The sequence below is a fragment of the Pseudomonas sp. NFPP25 genome (genome assembly GCF_900116505.1).
Taxonomy (GTDB): domain Bacteria; phylum Pseudomonadota; class Gammaproteobacteria; order Pseudomonadales; family Pseudomonadaceae; genus Aquipseudomonas; species Aquipseudomonas protegens.
The window spans coordinates 132606-156153 of the sequence record NZ_FPBG01000003.1 but is presented as its reverse complement, the minus strand read 5'-3'; the positions used below and the strand labels follow the sequence as shown (position 1 = coordinate 156153).

The window sequence follows — 23548 nt, the reverse complement described above, 5'->3', positions numbered from 1 at the left end:
CGCCTACGGGGCGGCGGCAGGCCAATCCTGCGCGCAAAAAAAAGCCCCGCTGTCTGCACAGCGGGGCTCGGGGGTGACCGGCGAACTTAGTGGTGTTCGCGGGTGGCGCGGAATTTCACGTCCGGCCAGCGCTCTTCCATCAGCGCCAGGTTGACCCGGGTCGGCGCCAGGTAGGTCAGGTGGCCGCCGCCGTCCAGGGCCAGGTTTTCCACCGCCTTGTTGGAAAACTCTTCGAGCTTCTTCTTGTCGCTGCATTCGATCCAGCGGGCTGACCACACGGTGATCGGCTCGTAGGAGCACTCAACCTTGTATTCCTCCTTCAGGCGGCTGGCCACCACGTCGAACTGCAGCACACCCACGGCGCCGAGGATGATGTCGTTGCTGCGCTCGGGGAAGAACACCTGGGTCGCGCCTTCTTCGGCCAGCTGTTGCAGGCCCTGGCGCAGTTGCTTGGACTTGAGCGGGTCCTTCAGACGCACACGGCGGAACAGCTCCGGGGCGAAGTGCGGGATACCGGTGAAGCCCAGCGCCTCGCCTTCGGTGAAGGTGTCGCCGATCTGGATGGTGCCGTGGTTGTGCAGGCCGATGATGTCGCCGGCATAGGCCTCTTCCAGTTGCTCACGCTCGGAGGAGAAGAAGGTCAGGGCGTCGCCGATGCGCACGTCCTTGCCAGTGCGCACGTGGCGCATCTTCATGCCTTTCTCGTACTTGCCCGAGCAGATGCGCATGAAGGCGATGCGGTCGCGGTGCTTGGGGTCCATGTTCGCCTGGATCTTGAAGATGAAGCCCGAGAACTTCTCTTCCTGGGGGGCCACGCTGCGCTCGTTGGCAACGCGGGCCAGCGGCAGCGGCGCCCAGTCCACCACGGCGTCGAGCACGTGGTCGACACCGAAGTTGCCCAGCGCGGTCCCGAAGAACACCGGCGTCAGCTGGCCGTCGAGGAACTCCTGCTGGTTGAACTCGTGGCAGGCGCCCTGCACCAGTTCCAGCTGCTCGATGAAGCGCTCGTACTCGTCACCCAGGTGGGCCCTGGCTTCGGCGGAGTCGAGCTTTTCGATGATCTTGGTTTCGGTGCGCTCGTGGCCGTGGCCCGGGGTGTAGACGATGATGTAGTCGCCCGCCAGGTGGTACACACCCTTGAAGTCGCGGTAGCAACCGATCGGCCAGGTGATAGGCGCGGCCTTAATCTTCAGGACCGCTTCGATTTCGTCCAGCAGTTCGATCGGGTCGCGAATGTCGCGGTCGAGTTTGTTGATGAAACTGACGATGGGCGTGTCGCGCAGGCGGCAGACGTCCATCAGGGCGATGGTCCGTGGCTCTACGCCCTTACCGCCGTCGAGCACCATCAGCGCCGAGTCCACGGCAGTCAGGGTGCGGTAGGTGTCTTCCGAGAAGTCTTCGTGGCCGGGGGTGTCCAGCAGGTTGATCATGTGTTCGCGATAGGGGAACTGCATGACCGACGTGGTAATGGAAATACCCCGCTGCTTCTCCATCTCCATCCAGTCGGAAGTGGCGTGGCGGTCGGACTTGCGCGATTTGACGGTACCCGCCACCGCAATGGCCTTGCCCATCAGCAACAGCTTCTCGGTGATGGTGGTCTTACCCGCATCCGGGTGGGAAATAATGGCGAAAGTGCGGCGTTTCGCGACTTCGGCGGCCTGTTGGGTCATGGGAAATCGCCTGGCGGTGATCAAAAAAGGGCGCAGATTATAGCCCAGACATAGCCTTGCGGGCCACAGCTCACCCCGTCGCCCGGGCGACCGGACGGCAGATTAGCGGTGGCTAAATGCTGCCAATTATGGAACCTTTTAAAACGTGGAGACGTCCACTCCCCTGTCACGCACTGTCGTCAGGGGCTGAAATATCAGCAAGTTAGCTTGACGAAGCTGCGCTCATGGCCCGTTCACCCGCCGCTCTGCCGGCGCTCGACGAGCTGCTTTTCGCGCGTATTTTCCCGGCAGCCAGGAATGGCCCTGCCACACGGGAAAGTGCCCGCCGACCGACAAAAAGGAGTCCGCCTGTGGCTATTCGCTATGGCAAAGGGCTGATAGGAGGCGCTGCGGTAATCGCCCTCCTGGCCCTGCTGGTCCACTGGATCGGCATCACTACGATCGAACACTACCGCGACGATCTGTTGTTCTACCTGCAAGCCCATCTGTTCCTGGTCCTGGCTTCAATGCTAGCCGCGCTGGTGGTGGGGATCCCCGCCGGCATCGTCCTCAGCCGCCCGAGCATGGTCGGACGCGCCGAACGCTTCATGCAAGTGTTCAACATCGGTAACACCGTCCCTCCCCTGGCCGTCCTGGCCATCGCCCTGGGGATCCTCGGCATCGGCAGTGGCCCGGCCATTTTCGCGCTGTTCCTCGCCTCCCTGCTGCCCATCGTGCGCAACACCTATGAAGGCCTGAAGAACGTCCAGGGCTCCCTCAAGGAGGCCGCGGTCGGCATCGGCATGACGCCACGCCAGGTGCTGTGGAAAGTCGAATTGCCCAATGCCGTGCCGATCATCATCGGCGGCGTGCGGGTGGCCCTGGCGATCAATGTCGGCACCGCGCCCCTGGCCTTCCTGATCGGCGCCAACAGCCTGGGCAGCCTGATTTTCCCCGGCATCGCCCTGAACAATCAGCCGCAACTGCTGCTCGGCGCCGCCTGCACCGCGCTGCTGGCCTTGCTCCTCGATGGCCTGGTGACCCTGGCCAGCCGACTTTGGCTGGAACGTGGTCTGCGCCCGTCTTAAGCCCGTCAGAGCCAAGGAACCGACATGAAGAAATTAAGCCTGATACTCGGCTGCGCCCTGCTTTTCAGCACATTGGCCCACGCCGTGGAAAAACCGCTGATCCGCATCGGCGCCCGGGTCTTCACCGAACAGACCCTGCTGGCGGAGATCACCTCCCAGTACTTGCGCAGCAAGGGCTACGACACCCGCGTCACCGGGGGCCTGGGCAGCAACCTGGCCCGCAGTGCCCAGGAAAGTGGCCAGTTGGACCTGATCTGGGAATACACCGGAGTCTCGCTGGTGGCCTACAACCACATCGACGAGAAACTCGACAGCGAACAGTCCTACGCCCGGGTGAAAGAACTCGATGCGAAAAAAGGCCTGGTCTGGCTGTCACCGTCCAAGTTCAGCAATACCTATGCCCTGGCGCTGCCAGAGAACGTGGCCAAGGAACATCCGCAGATCAATAGCATCAGCGACCTGACCCTGGCCCTGGCCGAAAACACCAAGGAAAACCGCCTGGTGGCCCTGGACACCGAGTTCGCCAACCGCTCCGACGGCATGGCCGGGATGGTCAAGCTCTATGACATGGCCCTGACCCGCAAGAACACCCGGCAGATGGACGCCGGCCTGGTCTACACCGCCCTGCGCAATGGCCAGGTGTTTGCCGGTCTGGTGTACACCACCGACGGGCGCCTCAACGCCTTCAAGCTCAAACTGCTGGAAGACGACAAGCACTACTTCCCGGACTACACCGCAGCGCCCGTGGTGCGCCAGGTCTATCTCGACGCCCACCCGCAACTGGCCACCGACCTCAAGCCACTGGCAGCCCTGTTCGACGACGAAACCATGCGCCAGTTGAATGCGCGGGTCGATGTCGACCATGAAAGCCCATCCGCCGTGGCCGCAGATTTCCTGCGCCAGCACCCGATCAATTAAAGAGGAGAAGACATGGAATTCCTGAACGCCTTTTCCCATCTCGATTGGGCCCAGGTCCTGCACCTGACCTGGCAGCACATCACCCTGGTGGGCATCGCCGTCACCCTGGCCATCGTCTTCGGTGTGCCCCTGGGCGTGCTGATGACCCGCTTCCCGACCCTTGCCGGCCCACTGCAGGCCAGCGCCACCGTGCTGCTGACCATTCCGTCCATCGCCCTGTTCGGCCTGCTGCTGCCGTTCTACTCCAAGTTCGGCCAGGGCCTGGGCCCGCTGCCGGCTATCACCGCGGTGTTCCTCTATTCTCTGCTGCCGATCATGCGCAACACCTACCTGGCGCTGACCGGCGTCGAACCGGGCATTCGTGAAGCCGCCCGCGGCATCGGCATGACCTTCGGCCAGCGCCTGCGCATGGTCGAGTTGCCGATCGCGGTGCCGGTGATCCTCGCCGGGGTACGCACCGCCGTGGTGATGAACATCGGCGTCATGACCATCGCCGCCACCATCGGCGCGGGCGGCCTGGGCGTACTCATTCTTGCTTCCATCAGCCGCAGCGACATGTCGATGCTGATCGTCGGCGCCGTGCTGGTCAGTCTCCTGGCCATCTTCGCCGACCTGCTTCTGCAATGGCTGCAACGCTCGCTGACTCCAAAAGGACTCCTGAAATGATCGAACTTCAAAACCTGACCAAGACCTTTCGCAGCAACGGCAAGGATGTCAAAGCCGTCGACTCGGTAAGCCTGACCGTCAATGAAGGCGAGATCTGCGTGTTCCTCGGGCCCTCCGGCTGCGGCAAGAGCACCACGCTGAAAATGATCAACCGCCTGATCATGCCCACCTCGGGCAAGGTGCTGATCAATGGCGAGGACACCACCGATCTCGACGAAGTGACCCTGCGCCGCAACATCGGCTACGTGATCCAGCAGATCGGCCTGTTCCCCAACATGACCATCGAGGAAAACATCGTGGTAGTGCCACGCCTGCTGGGCTGGGACAAGCAGAAATGCCACGACCGGGCCCGCGAGCTGATGAGCATGATCAAGCTCGAACCCAAGCAGTACCTGCATCGCTACCCACGGGAACTGTCCGGTGGCCAGCAACAGCGCATCGGGGTGATCCGCGCCCTGGCGGCGGACGCCCCGCTGCTGCTGATGGACGAACCCTTCGGCGCGGTGGACCCGATCAACCGCGAGATGATCCAGAACGAATTCTTCGAGATGCAGCGGGCGCTGAACAAGACCGTGATCATGGTCAGCCATGACATCGACGAAGCCATCAAGCTGGGGGACAAGATCGCCATCTTCCGTGCCGGCAAGTTGCTGCAGATCGATCACCCCGACACCCTGCTGGCGCACCCGGCGGACGACTTCGTCAGCAACTTCGTCGGCCAGGACAGCACCTTGAAACGCCTGTTGCTGGTCAAGGCCGAAGACGCCGCGGACAACGCCCCGTCGGTCAGCCCGGAAACCCCGGTAGCCGACGCCCTGGAACTGATGGACGAACACGACCGGCGCTATGTGGTGGTGACCTGTGCCGAGAACAAGGCTCTGGGTTATGTACGTCGTCGCGACCTGCACCGTCAGACCGGCACCTGCGCCCAGTTCCTGCGAGAGTTCAACGCTACAGCCGCCTACGACGAACACCTGCGGATTCTTCTGTCGCGCATGTACGAGTTCAACCGCTCGTGGCTGCCGGTGATGGATGCCGAGCGGGTGTTCCTGGGCGAGGTGACTCAGGAATCCATCGCCGCCTACCTGAGCTCCGGGCGTTCGCGGGGGATGAAGACCAATATCGTCTCGCCGGCTGAAACAGTGGTCGCCTGATCAATAAATAGCCAATAACCAACCTGTGGCGAGGGCGCTTGCTCCCGCGGGACCGTGAAGCGGCCCCTCTTTGCAAAAAGAATGGGGCTGCTGCGCATCCGGCGCGAGCAAGCGCCCTCGCCACCAGGTGTTTTTGGCCCACCCACACGCCGGAAAAAAATATCAACAGCCGCCCCGGTCAGAGCTGTCCGGCGCCCTCCTCCGAAACAGCCAAAATCCCCCTCAAACCGCCCTCTCGCCGCTAACGTCGCCGATGTTGACGCTTTCATACTTCCCAGCTACTTGGCACGCAAAAGCGTCGAACGTGCAGGTATTTTTAACACTCGAGAATTCTTCGGGAACATCTGTCCGTCATCTGTGTCGGCTACAAAGAGAGGTGTCGATAACGCACGTCAGACAAGTGCAAAAACGCGACATTTTTTGTTGATCTCAGCCCCCTCACCGCCTAAAGTTCGCGCCGAACGTCCATGCTGGAAACGATCCATCCGGCTCAAGTACTGACGACGAGACAGCAAGGCCAAGGGCAGATTTCCCATGGCCTTTTTGCTTTCGGCGACATGCCTTGGGAAGTAGGCGAACCAAAGTGGGGATACGGAGGACGTTCACAAGGCACTGTCATCAATGACATGTCCTTAAACCCATTGATTACCAACGTTTGCCAGTAGGAGTTCCCAACGCATGTCGATTAACGTCGAAGACTATTTCGCGCGCGAAACCTTTCAGAAAATGAAGTCTTTCGCCGACCAGCAAGAAACCCCGTTCGTGGTCATCGACACCCAGATGATCTCCCAGGCCTACGACGACCTGCGCGCCGGTTTCGAATTCGCCAAGGTCTACTACGCGGTCAAGGCCAACCCGGCCGTCGAGATCATCGACCTGCTGCACGAAAAAGGCTCCAGCTTCGACATCGCTTCGATCTACGAGCTGGACAAGGTGCTGGGCCGCGGCGTCAACCCGGCCAACATCAGCTACGGCAACACCATCAAGAAGTCCAAGGACATCCGCTACTTCTATGACAAGGGCGTGCGCTTGTACGCCACCGACTCCGAGGCCGACCTGCGCAACATCGCCAAGGCCGCACCGGGTTCGAAAGTCTACGTGCGCATTCTCACCGAAGGCTCCACCACCGCCGACTGGCCGCTGTCGCGCAAGTTCGGCTGCCAGACCGACATGGCCATGGACCTGCTGATCCTCGCTCGCGACCTGGGCCTGGTGCCTTACGGTGTGTCGTTCCACGTGGGTTCGCAACAGCGCGACATCAGCGTCTGGGACGCCGCCATTGCCAAGGTCAAGGTGATCTTCGAGCGCCTCAAGGAAGAAGACGGTATCGAGCTGAAGCTGATCAACATGGGTGGCGGCTTCCCGGCCAACTACATCACCCGCACCAACAGCCTGGAAACCTATGCCGAGGAAATCATCCGCTTCCTCAAGGAAGACTTCGGCGACGACCTGCCGGAAATCATCCTCGAGCCAGGCCGTTCGCTGATCGCCAACGCCGGCATCCTGGTCAGCGAAGTAGTACTGGTGGCGCGCAAATCCCGCACCGCCGTCGAGCGCTGGGTGTACACCGACGTGGGCAAGTTCTCCGGCCTGATCGAAACCATGGACGAGTCCATCAAGTTCCCGATCTGGACCGAGAAGAAAGGTGAAGTGGAAGAAGTGGTGATCGCCGGCCCGACCTGCGACAGCGCCGACATCATGTACGAGAACTACAAGTACGGCCTGCCACTGAACCTGGCCATCGGCGACCGCCTGTACTGGCTGTCCACCGGCGCCTACACCACCAGCTACAGCGCGGTGGAATTCAACGGCTTCCCGCCGCTGAAGGCCTTCTACGTTTAAAGACGGCAGCTAGCTGCAAGAAAAAGCCCATGACTTGTCATGGGCTTTTTTGTGCGCGCGGTTCAGTGATTCAACGATCTTCCCGGACATGCCAAATACGCAGGATGGACAAGGCCATGCCTTGAATCTCATAACGCATCTCGTAATGCCCCACCAGCAATCGTCGAACATCCCTCGGCTTGAATTCCTCCAACTGCTCTCCCAATCGAGGGTTAGATAGAAGAGCATCTGGAGCCTGCACCAGCGATTGCACGGTCCGAGCAGCAGTAGAACGATTGGCCTGGGCGAGAAACTCAAAAAGCCGAGCCAGATCGGATAGGGCCTTGCTCGTCCATTTCAGCTGTCTCATTTTGGTAAGGGCAGAGGGTTGTCGCCAGACAGACTCTGCGCCCAAGCCAACACTGACTGATGATCGACAACCCTTCCAGCATCGACATCTGCCAAGGCCTCAAGCGTCAGTCGACGGCGCTCTTCTTCCTGGTCAACCCAGGCCACCAACGCCTGCTTCACGACCCAGGCCCGGGAGCGTTCCAGGCGAGAAGCAAGTTGATCGACCTTGTCAGCCAGGTCCAAGGGAATGTGAGCGGTCAGTACTTTTGTCGCGGGCATGAGGCAAGACCTGCATCAGAATGATTAAAAGCGATTAGCTTTGAATCATAGTGATTTAAGACAACACAGCAAGCCGCTCTCCATCCCGTTCGTCACCCAATTGCGCTGCGCGCCGCTGATAGGCCTGGGCCAGGTCGCGAATCTCGGGGTGCGTGGCCTTGAGCAGCGCGGCGCATGCCACCCGGAGGAAATTCAGGTTGCCACCGGCCAGAGCCCGTTGCAGCCACGCCACGGCTTCGTCGATACGCCCGGCATCGGCCAGCACTGCCGCATGGCTGAACTGCCCGCGAAAATCCCCGCCTTCGGCCGAGCGCCGGTACCAGTCCCGCGCCGCTTCAAGGTCGGCCTGGCACACCAGCCCCTCCTCCAGGTAGCGCCCCAGCAGGTTCATCGATTTGGCATGGCCAAGGTCCGCCGCACGACGGTAACAGGCCAGGGCCAAGGCATGGTTCTGCACCACGCCGCGACCGGTGGCCAACAGGTTGGCGTAGTTGTACAGCCCCCAGTCCAGCCCCGCTTCGGCAGCCAGGCGATAGTGCCCGGCCGCGCTGGCGGCATCCGCCGGGCAACCCCAGCCGTGCTCATGGCAGCGCCCGAGCATGTTGCGCGCCATCAGGTGCCCACGTTGTGCGGCGATCTCGAACCAGCGCACCGCCAGGGGTTGATCCTGCTGGATGCCGCGACCGTCGAGGAGGATCTGCCCCAGCAGCGCCTGGGCGTCCAGCAGCCCCTCGGAAGCAGCGGCCAGCACCGCCTGGGCGGCGCGGGCCGGGCTCTCCTCAAGCATGGCGCTCAGTTGCGCGCCGTCGAGGAGCTCCTCGCGACGAAGTTGAAAAGTCACGGCTTACACCTCGACCCAGCGACGCAAAAGGTTGTGGTAGGTGCCGGTCAGGCGGACCAGCGAAGGATGCTCGGGCACATCCCGGGTCAGCTCCTGGATCGCGCCGTCCATCTCGAACAGCAAGGCGCGCTGGCTATCTTCGCGCACCAGGCTCTGGGTCCAGAAGAATGAGGCGTAGCGAGCGCCCCGGGTCACCGGGTTGACCTTGTGCAGGCTGGTGCCTGGATACAGCACCATGTCCCCCGCCGGCAGCTTGACCCGCTGCAGGCCGAAGGTGTCCTGGATCTCCAGCTCGCCGCCTTCGTAATCCTCGGGGTCGCTGAAGAACAGGGTCGACGACAGGTCCGTACGCACCCGCTCCGGACTGCCCTTGGGCTGGCGCACCGCGTTGTCGATATGAAAATCGAAACTGCCGCCGGCGGTGTAGCAGTTGATCAGCGGCGGAAACACCTTGTGCGGCAAGGCGGCGGACATGAACAGCGGGTTCTGCCACAGGCGATCGAGCATCGCCGCGCCGATCTCCTGGGCCAGCGGGTGGCCTTCCGGCAATTGCAGGTTGTGCTTGGCCTTGGCCGACTGGTAACCGGCGGTGATCTTGCCGTCCGCCCAGTCCGCCTGTTCCAGGGCTTCACGGATGCGCCCGACCTCGTCACGGGTGAACACGCCAGGGATGTGCAGCAACATGGCCAGGTACCTGCAGAGCGAAAGGCCGTCAATGATATTGATTCTTATTGACTGTGTAAAACCCGACAGACGAATGAGAACGCAAAAACCGTAAGGATAAATTGTAAAGAATGTAAATTCAGTGCGAATAGTAATGTTTCGCAATTGATAACAATTGTTTCTTTCCCCTATATTCCGCGGCCTCAAATCCTTGGGGAGGGGAATCACCATGTCACGCCAACAACCACCATCCGCTGTCAGTTCACCACGCCTGCTGGCGTCTGCGATTGGCGTGGCGATTACCGCCGGCTCCGCGGGCCATATGGTCCAGGCCGCGCAAGACACCAACCAGAAGACCTCGGGCAAAGCCATTGCCCTGGATGCCACCAGCATTACCGGTGAGGCCCAGGACAACACCTCTTATCAAGTGGAAAAAGCTTCCTCGCAGAAATACACCGCGCCACTGGTGGATACACCGCGCTCGGTCACTGTGGTTCCCCAGCAAGTCCTCAAGGACACCGCTGCTACCTCCCTGCAAGATGCACTGCGCACGGTACCGGGCATCACCTTCGGCGCCGGCGAAGGTGGCAACCCTCAAGGTGACCGTCCGTTCATTCGTGGTTTCGACGCCCAGGGCGACACCTATCTCGACGGTGTGCGTGACACCGGTGGCCAGAGCCGCGAGATCTTCGACATCGAAACCATTGAAGTGAGCAAAGGTCCGAACTCGGCCTTTGGTGGACGTGGTTCCGCGGGCGGCAGCCTGAACCTGACCAGCAAGATGCCCAAGCAGCAAGACTTCCTCAACGGTGGATTCACCTACGGTTCCGACCAGACCCGGCGCTACACCCTGGACGTCAACCGGCAGTTCCTCGAGGGTGCCGCGTTCCGTCTGAACCTGATGAGCCACGAACAGAATGTGGCTGGCCGCGACGCCGTCAATTACGACCGCTGGGGCGTGGCACCATCGCTGACCTTCGGCCTGGGCACCCCGACCCGGGTCAACCTCAGCTACTACCACATGGAAAGCGACGACCTGCCGGATTCGGGCATTCCCTACGGCTACAGCTCGGCGAGCGCCACGGCCCATGGTCACGACAAGCCCACCGACGGCGGTGACAGCAACAACTTCTACGGCCTGAAGGACCGTGACTTCCGCAAGACCCGCGCGGACATCAGCACCTTCTCCATCGAGCATGACTTGAGCGACACCATGACGCTCAAGAACACTCTGCGTCACGGCAGCACCGGGCAGGACTATGTCCTCACCCAGCCGGACGACAGCAAGTTCAACGTCAACCGCTACGGCACCGTATGGCGTCGCGCCAACAGCCGCGTCTCGACCACGGAAACCACCACCAACCAGACCGATCTGTTTGGCGAATTCCACGCACTGGGCTTCAAGCACAATTACTCCACCGGACTTGAGTTCACGGGCGAAGAAACCCGTGTCAGCAGCTATACCGTCAGCCCCAACAGCAACCCGACCTGTACCGCGAACAAAGTGGGCAACAGCGGCGGCAGTTGCACCTCGCTGGGCAATCCGAACCCGGACGACGCCTGGACCGGCAGCGTTGCACGCAACTACAACGGCACCAACACCAAGGCCACCAGCCGTGCCGCCTACGTCTTCGACACCATCGAGCTGGACCCGCAATGGCTGCTGAACGTCGGCTTGCGCTACGACACCTTCGACACCGTTGCCAACACCAACGCGGTCCCCACTGCCACGGTCAAGGCCAGAAGCAAGCTCAAAGACGACAGCCAGTTCTGGAACTGGCAGGCCGGCCTGGTCTGGAAACCGACCGACAACGGCAGTGTCTACGCCTCCTACGCCACCTCGGCCACCCCGGCCGGCGCCCTGGTGGGTGAAGGTGCCGAGGGCAACCCCCTGGCTGCCGGCGCCAGTACCAGCGACCTGCAACCTGAAGAGACGGTCAACTATGAACTGGGGACCAAGTGGAACGTGCTCAACGACCGCCTGTCCCTCACCGCTGCGGTATTTCGCACCGAGAAGAAAAACACCCGAGTCCTCGTGGACGCACTGACCTACCAGAACGCCGGTGAATCCCGTGTCGACGGCCTGGAACTGGGCGCCAGCGGCAAGATCACCGACAAATGGCAAGTCTTCGCTGGCTACAGCTACCTCAAGAGCGAGCTGGTTGATCCAGGCTTGACCGGTCGTAACGGCGTGATCACCGCAGGTGCGGCCTCGGCCAAAGGCAATGAAATGCCCAACACGCCGAAGAACAGCTTCAGCCTGTGGAGCACCTACGCCATCACCTCGAAACTCACCGTCGGTGGCGGTGCGTTCTACGTCGACGATGTCTACGGCGACACCGGCAACACCGTGTACGTACCGTCCTACACCCGCTACGACGCCATGGCCAGCTACAAGCTGACCAAGAACGTCGACCTGCAGTTGAACGTACAGAACCTGACCGACAAGACCTACTACGACAAGGCTTACGCGTCGCACTTCGCCAACCAGGCGGCCGGCCGTACCGCCCTGATGAGTGCCAACTTCCACTTCTGATCCAACGCAGCCCCTCCTGTGGCCCCGGCCACAGGCAGCCAAGCCCCGCGCATTTCAATGCCTGGGGCTTTTGCGTGTAAGAAAGAATGCTTCTCGACAACCCACGGCATAATGCGCGCCGTGTTTCACCTCTCTGGACGTACAAGGCGGTCGATGTGTTGAAGAAAACCCTGTTTCAGCTGCACTGGTTCTTCGGCATCAGCGCGGGGCTGATCCTGGCCCTGATGGGCATCACCGGGGCGACGGTGTCGTTCCAGGACGAGATCCTGCGCGCCCTCAACCCATCGGTGCTGCAAGTCGACAAGCTCCCCGCCGGGGTGCTGCCGCCCGCCGAACTGGTGGAAAAAATCCAGGCCGCCGAAGGCAAGACGGTGTCCATGCTCTGGGTCGAGACCGACAGCAGCAACGCCGCGCGGGTGTTCTTTACCCCGCCGCCGGGGGAACGCCGTGGCCAGATGCGCTACTTCGACCCCTATACCGGCGAGTTCATGGGCGACGCCGTCGGCCAGGACTTCTTCGGCTTCATGCTGCAACTGCACCGCTTCCTGGCCATCGGCGACACCGGCCGCCAGATCACCGGCGCCTGCACCCTGATCCTGATCTTCTTCTGCCTGTCCGGCCTGTACCTGCGCTGGCCGCGCCAGGTCGGCAACTGGCGCGTGTGGCTGACCCTGGACTGGGCCAAGAAAGGCCGCGGCTTCAACTGGGACCTGCACGCGGTGTTCGGCACCTGGTGCCTGCTGTTCTATCTGCTGTTCGCCCTCACCGGCCTGTACTGGTCCTACGATTGGTACAGAGAGGGCCTGACCAAACTGCTCTCCGACGCGCCACACAGTGAACGCCAGCGAGGTGGTCGCGGCGCCCCGCCGCCCAAGGGCCCCGCCCCCGTGGCGGACTACAATGCCATGTGGAGCAGTATCTACAGCGCTGCCGGCAAGGACCTCAGCGGCTACAACATCCGCATGCCCGCCGTGGCCGGCCAGCCGGCGACGGTGTTCTACCTGCTGAAGGATTCGCCCCACGATCGAGCGCTGAACCAACTGACCCTGGACCCCGCCACCGGGGTCATCAGCCGTCATGATCGCTACGCCGACAAGAGCTTCAAGTCGCAGTTGCTCACTAGCGTCTACGCACTGCACGTGGGCAGCTACTTCGGCCTGGTGGGGCGCATCCTGCTGACCCTGGCCTCCTTGACCATGCCGCTGTTCTTCGTCACCGGCTGGCTGCTGTACCTGGACCGGCGCCGCAAAAAGCGCCAGATCAAGAACGCTCGCCAAGGCCTGGAAAGCGCCGCCGACGATGGCTCGGCGTGGCTGATCGGTTTCGCCAGCCAAAGCGGCTTTGCCGAACAATTGGCCTGGCAGACTGCCGGGCAATTGCAAGCTGCCGGGGTCAGCGCCAGGGTCCAGTCGCTGGCCAGCCTCAGCGAGCAGGATCTGCGCAGCGCCCAACGCGCGCTGTTCGTAGTCAGCACCTTCGGCGACGGTGAAGCCCCGGACAGCGCGCGGGGCTTCGAACGCAAACTGCTGGGCCGCGAGCTGCCGCTCGCAGGTTTGCAGTACGCCGTGCTCGGCCTCGGCGACCGCCAGTATCAGCACTTCTGCGGCTTTGCCCGGCGCCTGCATGACTGGTTGTCGAGCCAGGGCGGCAACACCCTGTTCGCCCCCATCGAAGTGGACAGCGGCGACACCTACGCCCTGCGCCACTGGCAACAGCAACTGGGCCAACTGACCGGACAGGCTCCCGTGGACCTGTGGCAAGCCCCGGCCTTCGACAACTGGACCTTGAACACCCGCACCCTGCTCAACCCTGAAAGCAGCGGTTCAGGGGTCTACCTGCTGCAGTTGCTGGCCCCCAGCACCAGTAGCTGGCTGGCCGGGGATCTGGTGGAAGTCATGCCGCGCAACAGCCCATGGATGGTCGACTACTTCCTCAACGGCCTGGGCCTTTGCGGCGAGAGCAAGGTGCAGCTCGACGGCCTGGAAGAAAGCCTCGAACAGGCCCTGGGCAGCCGCCAGCTACCAGAAAACCGCACCCACCTGGTGGGCCTGCACGCCCAGGCCCTGGTGGATGCCCTGGTGCCCCTGAGCATGCGCGAATACTCCATTGCCTCGATTGCCGCCGACGGTTGCCTGGAGCTGCTGGTACGCCAGGAGCGCCACGCCGACGGCAGCCTGGGGATCGGTTCCGGCTGGCTCACCGAGCATGCTGCGGTGGGTTCGAGCATCAGCCTGCGGGTACGGCGCAACAGCGGCTTCCACCTGCCGGCCGAACCTTGCCCGCTGATTCTGCTGGGCAACGGCACCGGGCTGGCGGGCTTGCGCAGCCTGCTCAAGGCGCGGATCGCCGAGGGCCAGCAACGCAACTGGCTGATCTTTGGCGAGCGCAATGCCGAGCATGATTTCTACTTCAAGGATGAACTGCAGGAATGGCGCACCCGGGGCGACCTGAGCCGCCTGGACCTGGCGTTCTCCCGGGACCAGGCCGAGAAGATCTACGTCCAGGACCGCCTGCGCCAGGCGGCGGACGAACTGAAAAAATGGCTGGACGATGGCGCCGCGCTCTACATCTGCGGCAGCTTGCAGGGCATGGCGTCGGGGGTGGATCAGGTGCTCATCGAGGTACTGGGCGCAGACCACGTCGAACGCCTGATTGAGCAGGGTTGCTACCGCCGCGACGTTTACTGAGGCGTCAGACGCTTCGCCGGCAAGCCGGCTCCTACATCAATCGTGCTGCACCTTCCGTAGGAGCTGGCTTGCCAGCGAAGGCGCCCGCCAGGACAGCGCAAGGCTCAAGGGCCTCTTCGCCGGCAAGCCGGCTCCTACGGGACGGGGCGTTGGCGGGGATGGTTACGCCGGTTGCAGGTTGTGCTCGTACACCGCCACGCCATCCAGGTCCCGCAGGATCACCTTCAGCTCCGCCGTTTGCCCATCGATCTGCACTTCGCCAAAGAACTGGAAGCCGGCAAAGGGTGAAGTGTTCTGCGCTGGCGGCGCCTTCTGGAACACCACTTCCGGGCCGAAGGTCTTGTCCAGCACATTGGGCCCGAAACTCCCCGCGTTCAGGGGGCCGGCGACAAACTCCCAGAACGGCTCGAAATCCTGGAACGCCGCCCGATCCGGGTGGTAGTGGTGGGCCGCGCAGTAGTGCACGTCCGCCGTCAGCCACACATGGTTGCGCACCTGATGCTTGCGCAAATACGCCAGCAGCTCGGCAATCTCCAGCTCGCGGCCCTGGGCCGGGCCCGGGTCGCCGTTGGCGATCGCCTCCCAGCGCGCCACCCCGGGGCTGACTTCGCCATCGGGCACGCCCAGGCCAATGGGCATGTCCGCCGCCACCACTTTCCACTGAGCCGAGGAGTCCTTGAGCTCACGCTTCAGCCAATCCAGTTGCTCGCGGCCGAGGAAAGGTTTCTCGCCGCCGAGGTTGTCATCGTTGGGGCCGCGATAGCTGCGCATGTCCAGCACGAACACATCCAGCAACGGCCCATAGCTGAGCTTGCGATAGATGCGCCCGCCGCCATCGGCGCTCTGCCGGCGCATGGGCGAATACTCCAGCCAGGCCTGGCGCGCGCGGCCCACCAGGGTCTGGATGTCCTTGACCACGTAACGTTCGTCCAGCTGCTTGCTCGGCGACCAGTTATTGACCACCTCGTGGTCGTCCCACTGCCAGATCTGCGGCACCTCGGCGTTGAAGCGGCGCAGGCTTTCGTCCATCAGGTTGTAGCGGTAGTTGCCCCGGTATTCGTCGAGGGTCTCGGCCACTTTGCTCTTGGCCTCGGTGGTGAGGTTGCGCCAGATGCGCCCGTCTTCCACGGTCAACTGCGCCGGCACCGGGCCGTCGGCGTAGATGGTGTCGCCGCTGTGGATAAAGAAGTCCGGCAGGCGCAGGCGCATTGCCTCGTAGATGCGCATGCCGCCGATATCCGGGTTGATGCCGAAGCCCTGCCCTACCGTGTCGCCGCTCCAGACAAAACGGATGTCCCGGCGTTGCGAAGGCGCACTGCGCAAGTGGCCGAACCAGGGTTCGCTGGCCACGCCGGACTGGGCATCCTCGAAGGTCACCCGATAGAAGATCGCCTGGTTGGCCGGCAGCCCGGTCAACTCCACCCGCGCCGTGAAGTCGGTCCGCGCATCGGCCAGGGGCGAGATGAAACGCCGAGGGTTGCTGAACATGCTTCGCGTGTCCCACTCCACCACCATCCGCGCCGGACGATCGCTGCGGCTCCAGATCATCGCCTTATCCCCCAGCAGATCCCCGGACTGCACCCCGTCGGTGAGCTGCGGCCGATCCTTGACCGAAGCGATCACCGCCGGCGCCAGGCTCGGCAGCAACAGCCCCGCCCCGGCGATTTGCATGATCCGACGACGGCCGAGGTTGAACTCGCTCATGGTGACTCCCTGACAATGGTCAAAAAGCACACCTTAGACAGTGGGGATGAAGGGGGTGTGACAAGGAGCTGAAGGCCGTAATGCAGATAGGTCGTTCTCAACCTGCGGCAGCGGCTACACGAAGCTAGGTAATCCCTGTAGCCGCTGCTGAGCCTGCGAAGCTGCGAAAAGGACCGAAGGGCCTTGCTTGGCGATTTCCCGACGAACCTCGGGCAGGTTTGGAATCGCTGCGTCTCCTGCGACGGAGTGCCGCCCAGAGCGTTCGCAGCCTGCGGCAGCGGCTACAACGGGTGCCGTTGCGGGATTGCGCCGCAACGGATGTGCCGTGGAGGTCAGGCCGCCTTGGCCGGTTCCAGGGCCAGTTCGACGGTCTCTGGTCGTTTCACCAGCGCATAGACCACCGCCGTCAGCAGGCTGCCCGCGACAATCGCCAGCAGGTACAGCAGGGCGTGGTTGATGGCATTCGGGATCAGCATGACGAACAGGCCGCCGTGGGGCGCCATCAGTTTGCAGCCGAAGTACATCGACAAAGCCCCGGTCAGGGCGCCGCCGGCGATGCTCGCCGGGATCACTCGCAACGGGTCCTTGGCGGCAAACGGAATCGCGCCTTCGGAGATAAAGCACAGGCCCAATACCAGGGCGGCCTTGCCGGCTTCGCGTTCGGTCTGGGCAAATTTGCGTCGGGCAATGAAGGTAGCAATGCCCAGGCCAATGGGCGGTACCATGCCCGCCGCCATGGTCGCGGCCATCGGTGCATAGCTCTGGGACGCCAGCAGCCCTACCGAGAACGCATAGGCCGCCTTGTTGATCGGCCCGCCCAGGTCGACGCACATCATCCCGCCCAGCAGTACTCCCAGCAGAATCGCGTTGGTGGTACCCATGCTGTCGAGGAAGTGGGTCAGGGCTTCGAGCATGCCCGCTACGGGTTTGCCCACCACGTAGATCATCACCAGCCCGGTGAAGAGGCTGGCCAGCAGCGGGATGATCAGGATAGGTTTCAGCGCCTCCAGGCTTTGCGGCAAGCGCGCATATTTATTGATCGCCTTGGCCGCATAACCGGCGAGGAAGCCGGCGACGATGCCGCCGATAAAACCCGCACCCAGGGTGCTGGCGAGCATGCCACCGATCATTCCCGGCGCCAGGCCTGGGCGGTCGGCGATGGAGTAGGCGATGTAACCCGCCAGCAGCGGCACCATCAGCTTGAAGGCGGTCTCGCCGCCGATCTGCATCAAGGCCGCGGCCAGGGTGCCCTCCTCCTTGAAGGCGGTGATGCCGAAGACGAAGGACAGGGCAATCATCAAACCGCCCGCCACCACCATCGGCAGCATGAACGACACCCCGGTCAGCAGGTGTTTGTAGACCCCGGTCTTTTCCTGTTTGGCCGGTGCCTGGGCGCCTCCTGCGGAGGACTCCAGCCGGCCCTCGGCCAGGGCCTTGTTCAGGGTCGCCTCGGACTGTTTCAGGGCCACGCCGGTGCCGCAGCGATAAATGCGCTTGCCGGCAAAACGCTCGGTGGGCACTTCGATGTCCGCCGCCAGCAGCACCACGTCGGCCTCGGCAATCGCTTGGGCGCTCAGCGGATTGCGCGCGCCCACCGAGCCCTGGGTTTCCACTTGCAGGTCGTAGCCCAGGCGCTTGGCGGTTTGCTGCAGGGCCTCGGCGGCCATGAAGGTGTGAGCCACGCCAGTCGGGCAGGCAGTGATCGCTACCAGCCGCGGGGCGCGTTTGCCTGTTTCGAGCACCGGCTCGGCACTGGCCTCGGTGGCGACATGGACCTGGGCCTCTTCAGCGCCGCGACGCAGCACTGCATCGACATCCTGCAGGGCCTGGGACGGGCTGCTGCGGTACACCCGCTTGCCGACAAAACGCGACATATCCACAGGCCCGGTGCTGACCACCAGCACCCACTCGGCGGCCTCAATGGTGGCCGCCGAGAGTTGGCGTTCCGGGTGCGTTTCATCGTGCACTTCGACGCTGGTGCTCCAGCCCTGGCGCTGCGCCGCGGCGTCCAGCAGGCGGGCGCAGAGCACGCTGGTGACCATGCCGTTGGGGCAGGCGGTAACTATGGCTAACTTCATGGGCAACCCTCTTATTGTTCTAGGAGGGGATGCACGCGCACCCCCTGCTCCAGCCGGGCCAGTTGCACCCTGTCGCTGATGCCGAAACCGATCTGGGTCACGGCCATGGCGGCAATCGCCGTTGCGGTGCGCAGGGTCTGTTCAAACGGCTGGGCGCTGAGCAGGCCGTGGAGCATGCCCGCCAGCAGCGAGTCGCCGGCGCCTACGGTGCTGACCACGCGGACCTTGGGCGGCAAGGCCTGCAAGGACGGTGCAGCACTGAACCAGTTGACCCCCTCGGCGCCGTGGGAAATCACCACATGCTCGACGCCCTGGGCGTGCAACTGGCGCGCAGCCTCGGCCTGCCCGGCCACTGAAACCACCGGGCTGCCCAGGGCGTCCGCCAGCTCTTCGGTGTTGGGCTTGACCAGCCAGGGGCCTGCCGCCAGGCCGGCGCGCAAGGCGGCGCCGCTGGTGTCGAGGGCGACTTTAAGACCGAGGTTTTTCAAACGCAGCAGCAGGGCCTGGAACCATTCGGGGCTGACCCCACGCGGCAGGCTGCCGGCCACCACCACCGCGTCATGCCCGGGAGCGATCTGTTCCAGGCGTTCAAGCAGGGCCTGTTGCGCAGCTTCGCTAACCTCGGGCCCAGGGCCGTTGATGTCGGTAATGCGCCCGTCGCTTTCGGCCAGCTTGATGTTGCTGCGGGTGTCCCCGGGCACACGGATAAAGGCGTCGACAAACCCGCGCTGGGCAAACAACGCGTCAAACGCCTGTGGATTGTTTTCCCCGAGAAAGCCGCTGACGGTCAGTTGATGGCCGAGGTCAGCCAGCACCTGGGCCACATTCACGCCCTTGCCGGCGGCGTGGGTGTACATGGCGTCGCTGCGGTTGACCTGCCCTGTGTCCAGGCGCGCCAGCTGCACCGTCAGGTCCAGCGCCGGGTTGAGGGTCAGGGTAAGAATCTTCGCCATTACATGGCCTCCACTAGGGCGCGCACTTCGTTGGCGCTGCCGACGGCCAGGGCCTGTTGAGCAAGGGTTTGTGCCTGGGCCAGGCGCAGTTCGCGGATCCGCGCCTTGACCTCGGCGATGCTGCGTCCGGAGACGCTGAGTTCATCCACCCCCAGGCCCACCAGCACCGGCACCGCCAGCGGGTCGGCCGCCAGCTCGCCGCAGACCCCGACCCACTTGCCGTGGGCGTGGGCGGCACGCACGGTGATGTCGATCAGTTGCAGCACCGCCGGGTGCAGGCCGTCGGCCTGGGCGGAAAGGGTCGGGTGGCCACGATCGATGGCCAGGGTGTATTGGGTCAGGTCGTTGGTGCCGATGCTGAAGAAGTCCACTTCCTTGGCCAGCACCGGCGCCAGCAGGGCGGCGGACGGCACTTCGATCATGATCCCCAGTTGCAGGTCGGCGACAGGGATTTCCCGGCGCAGGCGCTCGGTCATGTCCCGGGCCTGGCGCCACTCTTCGACGCTGCCGACCATGGGGAACATGATCCGCAGCGGGCGGTTGTCCGCCGAGCGCAGCAAGGCGCGCAATTGCGCTTCCATGATCAGTGGCCGCTGCAGGGTCAGGCGGATGCCGCGCACGCCGAGGAAGGGGTTTTCTTCTTTGGCGATGGGCCAGTAAGGCAGCGGTTTGTCGCCGCCCACATCCAGGGTGCGCACCACCAGCGGACGCCCGGCGAGGCCGTCGAGTACACGGCGGTATTCGGCTTCCTGGGTGGCTTCGTCCGGGGCCTGGGGATGGGCCATGAAGATCAGTTCGGTGCGCAGCAGGCCGATGCCCTCGGCGCCGTTTTCCACGGCGGCGGCGACACCGGCGCTTTCACCGATATTGGCGAACACCTCGACCGCGTGACCATCGGCGGTATGGGCCAGTTGATGGCGTTGTTCGGCGGCCGCCTTGAGCCGTTGCTCGCGGTTGTCGCGCTCCTCGGCGGCCCGCTGCAGGGTGTGGCTATCGGCGTCGACATGCAGGCGCCCGCGTTGGCCGTCCAGCAACAAGGGCGTACCGGACTTGATCAGCAGCACGCTGGCCCCCGCGCCCACCAGGGCCGGAATCCCCAGGGCCCGGGCGACGATGGCGCTGTGGGCGGTGGCGCCGCCGCGGGCGGTGAGAATGCCGGCGACCCGGGTCGGATCGAGGCGCGCGACGTCCGAAGGGCCGACTTCGTCCATCACCAGGATGTAGGGCTGGTCCGGCTCGGCCGGGGTTTCAATGCCGCACAGTTGCGCCAGCACCCGGCGGCCGATGTCCCGCAGGTCGGCGGCGCGCTCGGCGAGCAGGGCATCCTGCAGGGCTTCCTGCTGTTTGGCGGCGCTTTCGATCACGGTCATCCACGCCGCTTCGGCGCTTTCGCCCTGCTTGAGGCGGGTGTCCACTTCATCGCTCAGTTCGGGGTCGTCGAGCATTTCCTGGTGGGTGATGAAGATTTCGCGGATGGCCTTGGCCTGGCTGCGCTGGATCAGCCTCTGGATGTCCTCGCGGACCTCGGCCAGGGCCTGCTGCAAGCGCTGGCGCTCGATGGCGGTGGACTCGCCCCGCAGTGGGTAATCGATACTTTGCTGGACCTGGATATGGGCCGGGCCGATGGCGATGCCGGGCGCAGCGGCGATGGCCTGGATCAGGCTGCCGGAGGCCGGGGCGCTGAGCGGCTCGACGACCTCTTGTGGCTCTTGCCGAGGCGTGCTGACAGCCGGCAATGGCTCGACCTCTTCGCCCAGGCCCTCTTCGATGGCTGCCAGTAACGCGGGCAAGGCATCGGCGGCAATGCTGGGTTCAGCGATCAGTTCCAGTACCTGGCCACGCCGGGCCCCGAGGCTCAGCAGCTTGCTCAGGCTTTTGACCGAGACCGCAGAATCCTTGCCATCGACGATGCGGATGCGGATCTCGCCTTCAAAGTTTTTTGCCAGTTGCGCCAGCACCTTGGCCGGGCGCGCATGCAGGCCGTGGGCGTTGGCCAGGGCGATACGGGCGCTGGGCCAGTCCGCCGGCAACTCACCGCCGAGCACTTCCAGCACCGCGCGGCTGCTGGTGGCGCGGCCCAATTCCTGGCCACGGCCTTCGATCAGCAGCGCACACAGGCGCTCCAGCAGGGCCTGGTGGGCTTCCCCCAGGCTGGCCAGGCAGAACAGGCCACTGAGGGGCTGGCCCAGGTAGCGGATGGGCTTGTCCGGGGTGACGAACGCCAGCCCCGGGCGCAGCACGGTCTGCTCGCTGTGCAGCCACCACAGGCCGTCACCCAGGGGCAGCGCCTCCACCTGTTGCAGCACCGCGGCAAAGCCGTTGCTCACGCACTCGGCCTGGCGCAGCAGGCGAGCGCCGCGCCAGACCAGCTCTTCGAAATCTTCCGCCGCCACACCGAGGCCGATCATCTGTGCGTCCAGCGCCAGTTCCTGGGGTGCGCCCTGCAACAGCTTGAGCAGGGCCTGGGGGGAGCTGGCGCGACGCAGGGCCTGACCCAGGTCGGTTTCACCCAGGGCGCGGGTCAGGAGTTGCAGGAGTCGCAAGTGCTCGTCGGATTTGGCCGCGATGCCGATGGCCAGGTAGACGATCTGCCCGTCGCCCCAATCCACGCCGTCGGGAAACTGCAGCAGGCGCACGCCGGTGGCAAAGACCTGGTCGCGGGTTTCCGGGGTGCCGTGGGGAATGGCGATGCCTTGGCCAAGAAAGGTCGAGCCCTGGGTTTCGCGGGCCTGGAGGCCAGCCAGGTAACCCTCGGCCACCAGGCCGTCCGCCACCAGTTTGTCGGCCAGCAAGTGCAGCGCCGCGGACTTATCCACAGCCGACTGGCCCATGGATATCTGCTCTACAGTGAGCTCGAGCATGGCTTCTCCTATTTAGCGCGGCAGGGGGCGGCGCTAGGTATTGTTTTAAGTAAGCAGCGTAGGCGTCTTTACTGCCACAAACGGGACTCGGTGCCTGGCAGGGGCGTTTTCCGTTCGGGCTTGGGCCTAGAAAATACGCTTGCTGAAACGTTTAATCTAGCAAGTTTGGTACGTTACTCCATAATCTCGAGCGCTTGAAGTCCTTCTGGTCGATTGCCGGTTCCGACGTTGGTCGCCTGCCCAGATCAGGTAGGATTGGCGAAAATATCGGGGCAAGCACCAAAAACAAGGAAATCCCGGGTTGAAACTCAGTGATATCGCTCGCCTGGCCGGTGTGTCTGTGACCACCGCCAGTTACGTCATCAACGGCAAGGCCGAACAACAACGCATCAGCAACGCCACCGTGGAACGGGTGCGGGCGGTGGTGGAAGAACACGGCTTTACGCCCAACCCCCAGGCGGCCGGCTTGCGCAGCCGGCACACCCGTACCTTGGGTTTCATTCTCCCGGACCTGGAGAACCCCAGCTACGCACGCATCGCCAAGCTGCTGGAGCAAGGCGCCCGGGCCCGAGGGTATCAGCTGCTGATCGCCAGTTCCGACGACGCTCCGGACAGCGAGCGGCAATTGCTCCAGCTGTTCCGCGCCCGGCGTTGCGACGCGCTGTTCGTCGCCAGCTGCCTGCCGCCGGAAGACGACAGCTACCAGCAGTTGCAGGCCCAGGGCCTGCCGATCATCGCCATCGACCGGGTGATGCCGCCCGAGCTGTTCTGCTCGGTGATCAGCGATGACCTGCAAGCCAGCCTGCACCTGACCCAGAGCCTGCTTGAGCCTGAGCCCAAGCAGATCGTGCTGATCGGTGCGCGCCCGGAACTGAGCATCAGCCAGGAGCGCGCCGCCGGTTTCCGCCAGGCCCTCGAGGGTTTCGGCGGCGAGGTGCTGATCGAGCACGGCGAAGCCTTCAGTCGTGATTGCGGCCGCCAGCTGATGGAGGAATTGCTGCAGCGCCTGGGCCATCTGCCAGACGCCTTGGTGACCACCTCCTATGTCCTGCTGCAAGGGGTATTCGATGCCTTGCACGACTTCCCGCTGAAATCCCGGCCGCTGCGCCTGGGCACCTTTGGCGATACCCAGTTGCTGGATTTCCTGCCGCTGCCGGTCAATGCCATGGCCCAGCAGCATCAACTGATCGCCGAAAAAGCCCTGCAACTGGCCCTGGCTGCCATTGAAGAGGCGCATTACCAGCCCGGCGTGCAGGCCATCGCGCGGACCTTCAAACAGCGCATCCAACAGGGCTGAAC

General features: G+C 63.7%; 17 protein-coding genes. 8 read left to right on the top strand and 9 right to left on the bottom strand.

Going from position 1 to position 23548, the window contains the following annotated elements; all coding sequences use genetic code 11:
• Positions 1 to 86: 86 nt before the first annotated feature.
• The gene (locus BM382_RS12705; RefSeq protein WP_011059228.1) at positions 87 to 1670 is read right to left on the bottom strand and encodes a peptide chain release factor 3; all 1584 of its coding nucleotides are present in this window, start codon (positions 1668 to 1670) and stop codon (positions 87 to 89) included.
• A gap of 350 nt (positions 1671 to 2020) precedes the next feature.
• Here BM382_RS12705 and BM382_RS12700 point away from each other — a divergent pair, with 350 nt between their 5' ends.
• The 5 genes from BM382_RS12700 (at position 2021) to BM382_RS12680 (ending at position 7317) form a co-directional block, all read left to right on the top strand.
• Positions 2021 to 2737 (top strand): ABC transporter permease, encoded by a 717-nt coding sequence (locus BM382_RS12700; protein WP_011059227.1) that lies wholly within the window; start codon positions 2021 to 2023, stop codon positions 2735 to 2737.
• Between the two features lie 24 nt (positions 2738 to 2761).
• On the top strand, positions 2762 to 3655 hold the full coding sequence (locus BM382_RS12695; protein ID WP_072443008.1) for a glycine betaine ABC transporter substrate-binding protein: 894 nt from the start codon (positions 2762 to 2764) through the stop codon (positions 3653 to 3655).
• Positions 3656 to 3667: 12 nt separating this feature from the next.
• Positions 3668 to 4321: an ABC transporter permease gene (locus BM382_RS12690; RefSeq protein ID WP_011059225.1), complete on the top strand. Its 654-nt coding sequence runs from the start codon at positions 3668 to 3670 to the stop codon at positions 4319 to 4321.
• Positions 4318 to 5475, top strand: a complete 1158-nt coding sequence (locus BM382_RS12685) for an osmoprotectant ABC transporter ATP-binding protein OsmV (RefSeq protein ID WP_015634138.1) — start codon at positions 4318 to 4320, stop codon at positions 5473 to 5475. The genes BM382_RS12690 and BM382_RS12685 overlap by 4 nt, the downstream gene beginning before the upstream one ends.
• A 678-nt stretch (positions 5476 to 6153) precedes the next feature.
• Positions 6154 to 7317 (top strand): type III PLP-dependent enzyme, encoded by a 1164-nt coding sequence (locus BM382_RS12680; RefSeq protein WP_015634137.1) that lies wholly within the window; start codon positions 6154 to 6156, stop codon positions 7315 to 7317.
• A 70-nt stretch (positions 7318 to 7387) separates the two neighbouring features.
• Here BM382_RS12680 and BM382_RS12675 read toward each other — a convergent pair whose 3' ends face one another.
• The 4 genes from BM382_RS12675 to BM382_RS12660 are packed head-to-tail and all read right to left on the bottom strand — an operon-like array spanning position 7388 to position 9451.
• Positions 7388 to 7666 carry a type II toxin-antitoxin system RelE/ParE family toxin gene (locus BM382_RS12675; protein ID WP_072443006.1) on the bottom strand — a complete coding sequence of 93 codons (279 nt, stop codon included), beginning with the start codon at positions 7664 to 7666 and terminating at the stop codon, positions 7388 to 7390.
• The gene (locus tag BM382_RS12670) at positions 7663 to 7926 is read right to left on the bottom strand and encodes a CopG family ribbon-helix-helix protein (RefSeq protein ID WP_047283908.1); all 264 of its coding nucleotides are present in this window, start codon (positions 7924 to 7926) and stop codon (positions 7663 to 7665) included. Before BM382_RS12670 ends, BM382_RS12675 begins: the two co-directional genes overlap by 4 nt.
• Positions 7927 to 7981: 55 nt before the next feature.
• Positions 7982 to 8767, bottom strand: coding sequence for a tetratricopeptide repeat protein (locus tag BM382_RS12665; RefSeq protein WP_065364618.1), 786 nt, complete (start codon positions 8765 to 8767; stop codon positions 7982 to 7984).
• 3 nt (positions 8768 to 8770) lie between these two features.
• On the bottom strand, positions 8771 to 9451 hold the full coding sequence (locus BM382_RS12660; RefSeq protein ID WP_072443003.1) for a Fe2+-dependent dioxygenase: 681 nt from the start codon (positions 9449 to 9451) through the stop codon (positions 8771 to 8773).
• Between the two features lie 208 nt (positions 9452 to 9659).
• Between BM382_RS12660 and BM382_RS12655 the strand changes: the two genes are divergently transcribed.
• Positions 9660 to 11966, top strand: coding sequence for a TonB-dependent receptor (locus BM382_RS12655; protein ID WP_072443001.1), 2307 nt, complete (start codon positions 9660 to 9662; stop codon positions 11964 to 11966).
• Between the two features lie 155 nt (positions 11967 to 12121).
• The gene (locus tag BM382_RS12650) at positions 12122 to 14653 is read left to right on the top strand and encodes a PepSY domain-containing protein (RefSeq protein ID WP_072442999.1); all 2532 of its coding nucleotides are present in this window, start codon (positions 12122 to 12124) and stop codon (positions 14651 to 14653) included.
• 162 nt (positions 14654 to 14815) lie between these two features.
• On the opposite strand, the gene BM382_RS12645 is transcribed toward BM382_RS12650, so the two are convergent.
• The 4 genes from BM382_RS12645 to ptsP all read right to left on the bottom strand — a co-directional run bounded on the left by BM382_RS12645 (position 14816) and on the right by ptsP (position 22249).
• Complete coding sequence (locus BM382_RS12645; protein ID WP_072442997.1) at positions 14816 to 16357, bottom strand: alkaline phosphatase D family protein; 1542 nt, start codon at positions 16355 to 16357, stop codon at positions 14816 to 14818.
• Between the two features lie 332 nt (positions 16358 to 16689).
• Positions 16690 to 18435: a PTS fructose-like transporter subunit IIB gene (locus BM382_RS12640; RefSeq protein WP_083541076.1), complete on the bottom strand. Its 1746-nt coding sequence runs from the start codon at positions 18433 to 18435 to the stop codon at positions 16690 to 16692.
• An 11-nt stretch (positions 18436 to 18446) separates the two neighbouring features.
• Positions 18447 to 19388 (bottom strand): 1-phosphofructokinase, encoded by a 942-nt coding sequence (gene pfkB / locus BM382_RS12635; RefSeq protein WP_011059216.1) that lies wholly within the window; start codon positions 19386 to 19388, stop codon positions 18447 to 18449.
• Positions 19388 to 22249 (bottom strand): phosphoenolpyruvate--protein phosphotransferase, encoded by a 2862-nt coding sequence (gene ptsP / locus BM382_RS12630; protein WP_072442995.1) that lies wholly within the window; start codon positions 22247 to 22249, stop codon positions 19388 to 19390. Before ptsP ends, pfkB begins: the two co-directional genes overlap by 1 nt.
• A 301-nt stretch (positions 22250 to 22550) precedes the next feature.
• Between ptsP and cra the strand changes: the two genes are divergently transcribed.
• On the top strand, positions 22551 to 23546 hold the full coding sequence (gene cra / locus BM382_RS12625; protein WP_011059214.1) for a catabolite repressor/activator: 996 nt from the start codon (positions 22551 to 22553) through the stop codon (positions 23544 to 23546).
• Positions 23547 to 23548 lie beyond the last annotated feature (2 nt).

What these genes read in the sequence shown, in the direction of transcription:
- BM382_RS12655 (WP_072443001.1), top strand. Translation starts at nt 9,660, where the DNA reads ATGTCACGCCAACAACCACCATCCGCTGTCAGTTCACCACGCCTGCTG.
- BM382_RS12705 (WP_011059228.1), bottom strand. Translation starts at nt 1,670, where the DNA reads ATGACCCAACAGGCCGCCGAAGTCGCGAAACGCCGCACTTTCGCCATT.
- BM382_RS12675 (WP_072443006.1), bottom strand. Translation starts at nt 7,666, where the DNA reads ATGAGACAGCTGAAATGGACGAGCAAGGCCCTATCCGATCTGGCTCGG.
- BM382_RS12640 (WP_083541076.1), bottom strand. Translation starts at nt 18,435, where the DNA reads ATGAAGTTAGCCATAGTTACCGCCTGCCCCAACGGCATGGTCACCAGC.
- BM382_RS12645 (WP_072442997.1), bottom strand. Translation starts at nt 16,357, where the DNA reads ATGAGCGAGTTCAACCTCGGCCGTCGTCGGATCATGCAAATCGCCGGG.
- BM382_RS12695 (WP_072443008.1), top strand. Translation starts at nt 2,762, where the DNA reads ATGAAGAAATTAAGCCTGATACTCGGCTGCGCCCTGCTTTTCAGCACA.
- pfkB (WP_011059216.1), bottom strand. Translation starts at nt 19,388, where the DNA reads ATGGCGAAGATTCTTACCCTGACCCTCAACCCGGCGCTGGACCTGACG.
- ptsP (WP_072442995.1), bottom strand. Translation starts at nt 22,249, where the DNA reads ATGCTCGAGCTCACTGTAGAGCAGATATCCATGGGCCAGTCGGCTGTG.
- BM382_RS12690 (WP_011059225.1), top strand. Translation starts at nt 3,668, where the DNA reads ATGGAATTCCTGAACGCCTTTTCCCATCTCGATTGGGCCCAGGTCCTG.
- BM382_RS12680 (WP_015634137.1), top strand. Translation starts at nt 6,154, where the DNA reads ATGTCGATTAACGTCGAAGACTATTTCGCGCGCGAAACCTTTCAGAAA.
- BM382_RS12670 (WP_047283908.1), bottom strand. Translation starts at nt 7,926, where the DNA reads ATGCCCGCGACAAAAGTACTGACCGCTCACATTCCCTTGGACCTGGCT.
- BM382_RS12660 (WP_072443003.1), bottom strand. Translation starts at nt 9,451, where the DNA reads ATGTTGCTGCACATCCCTGGCGTGTTCACCCGTGACGAGGTCGGGCGC.
- BM382_RS12685 (WP_015634138.1), top strand. Translation starts at nt 4,318, where the DNA reads ATGATCGAACTTCAAAACCTGACCAAGACCTTTCGCAGCAACGGCAAG.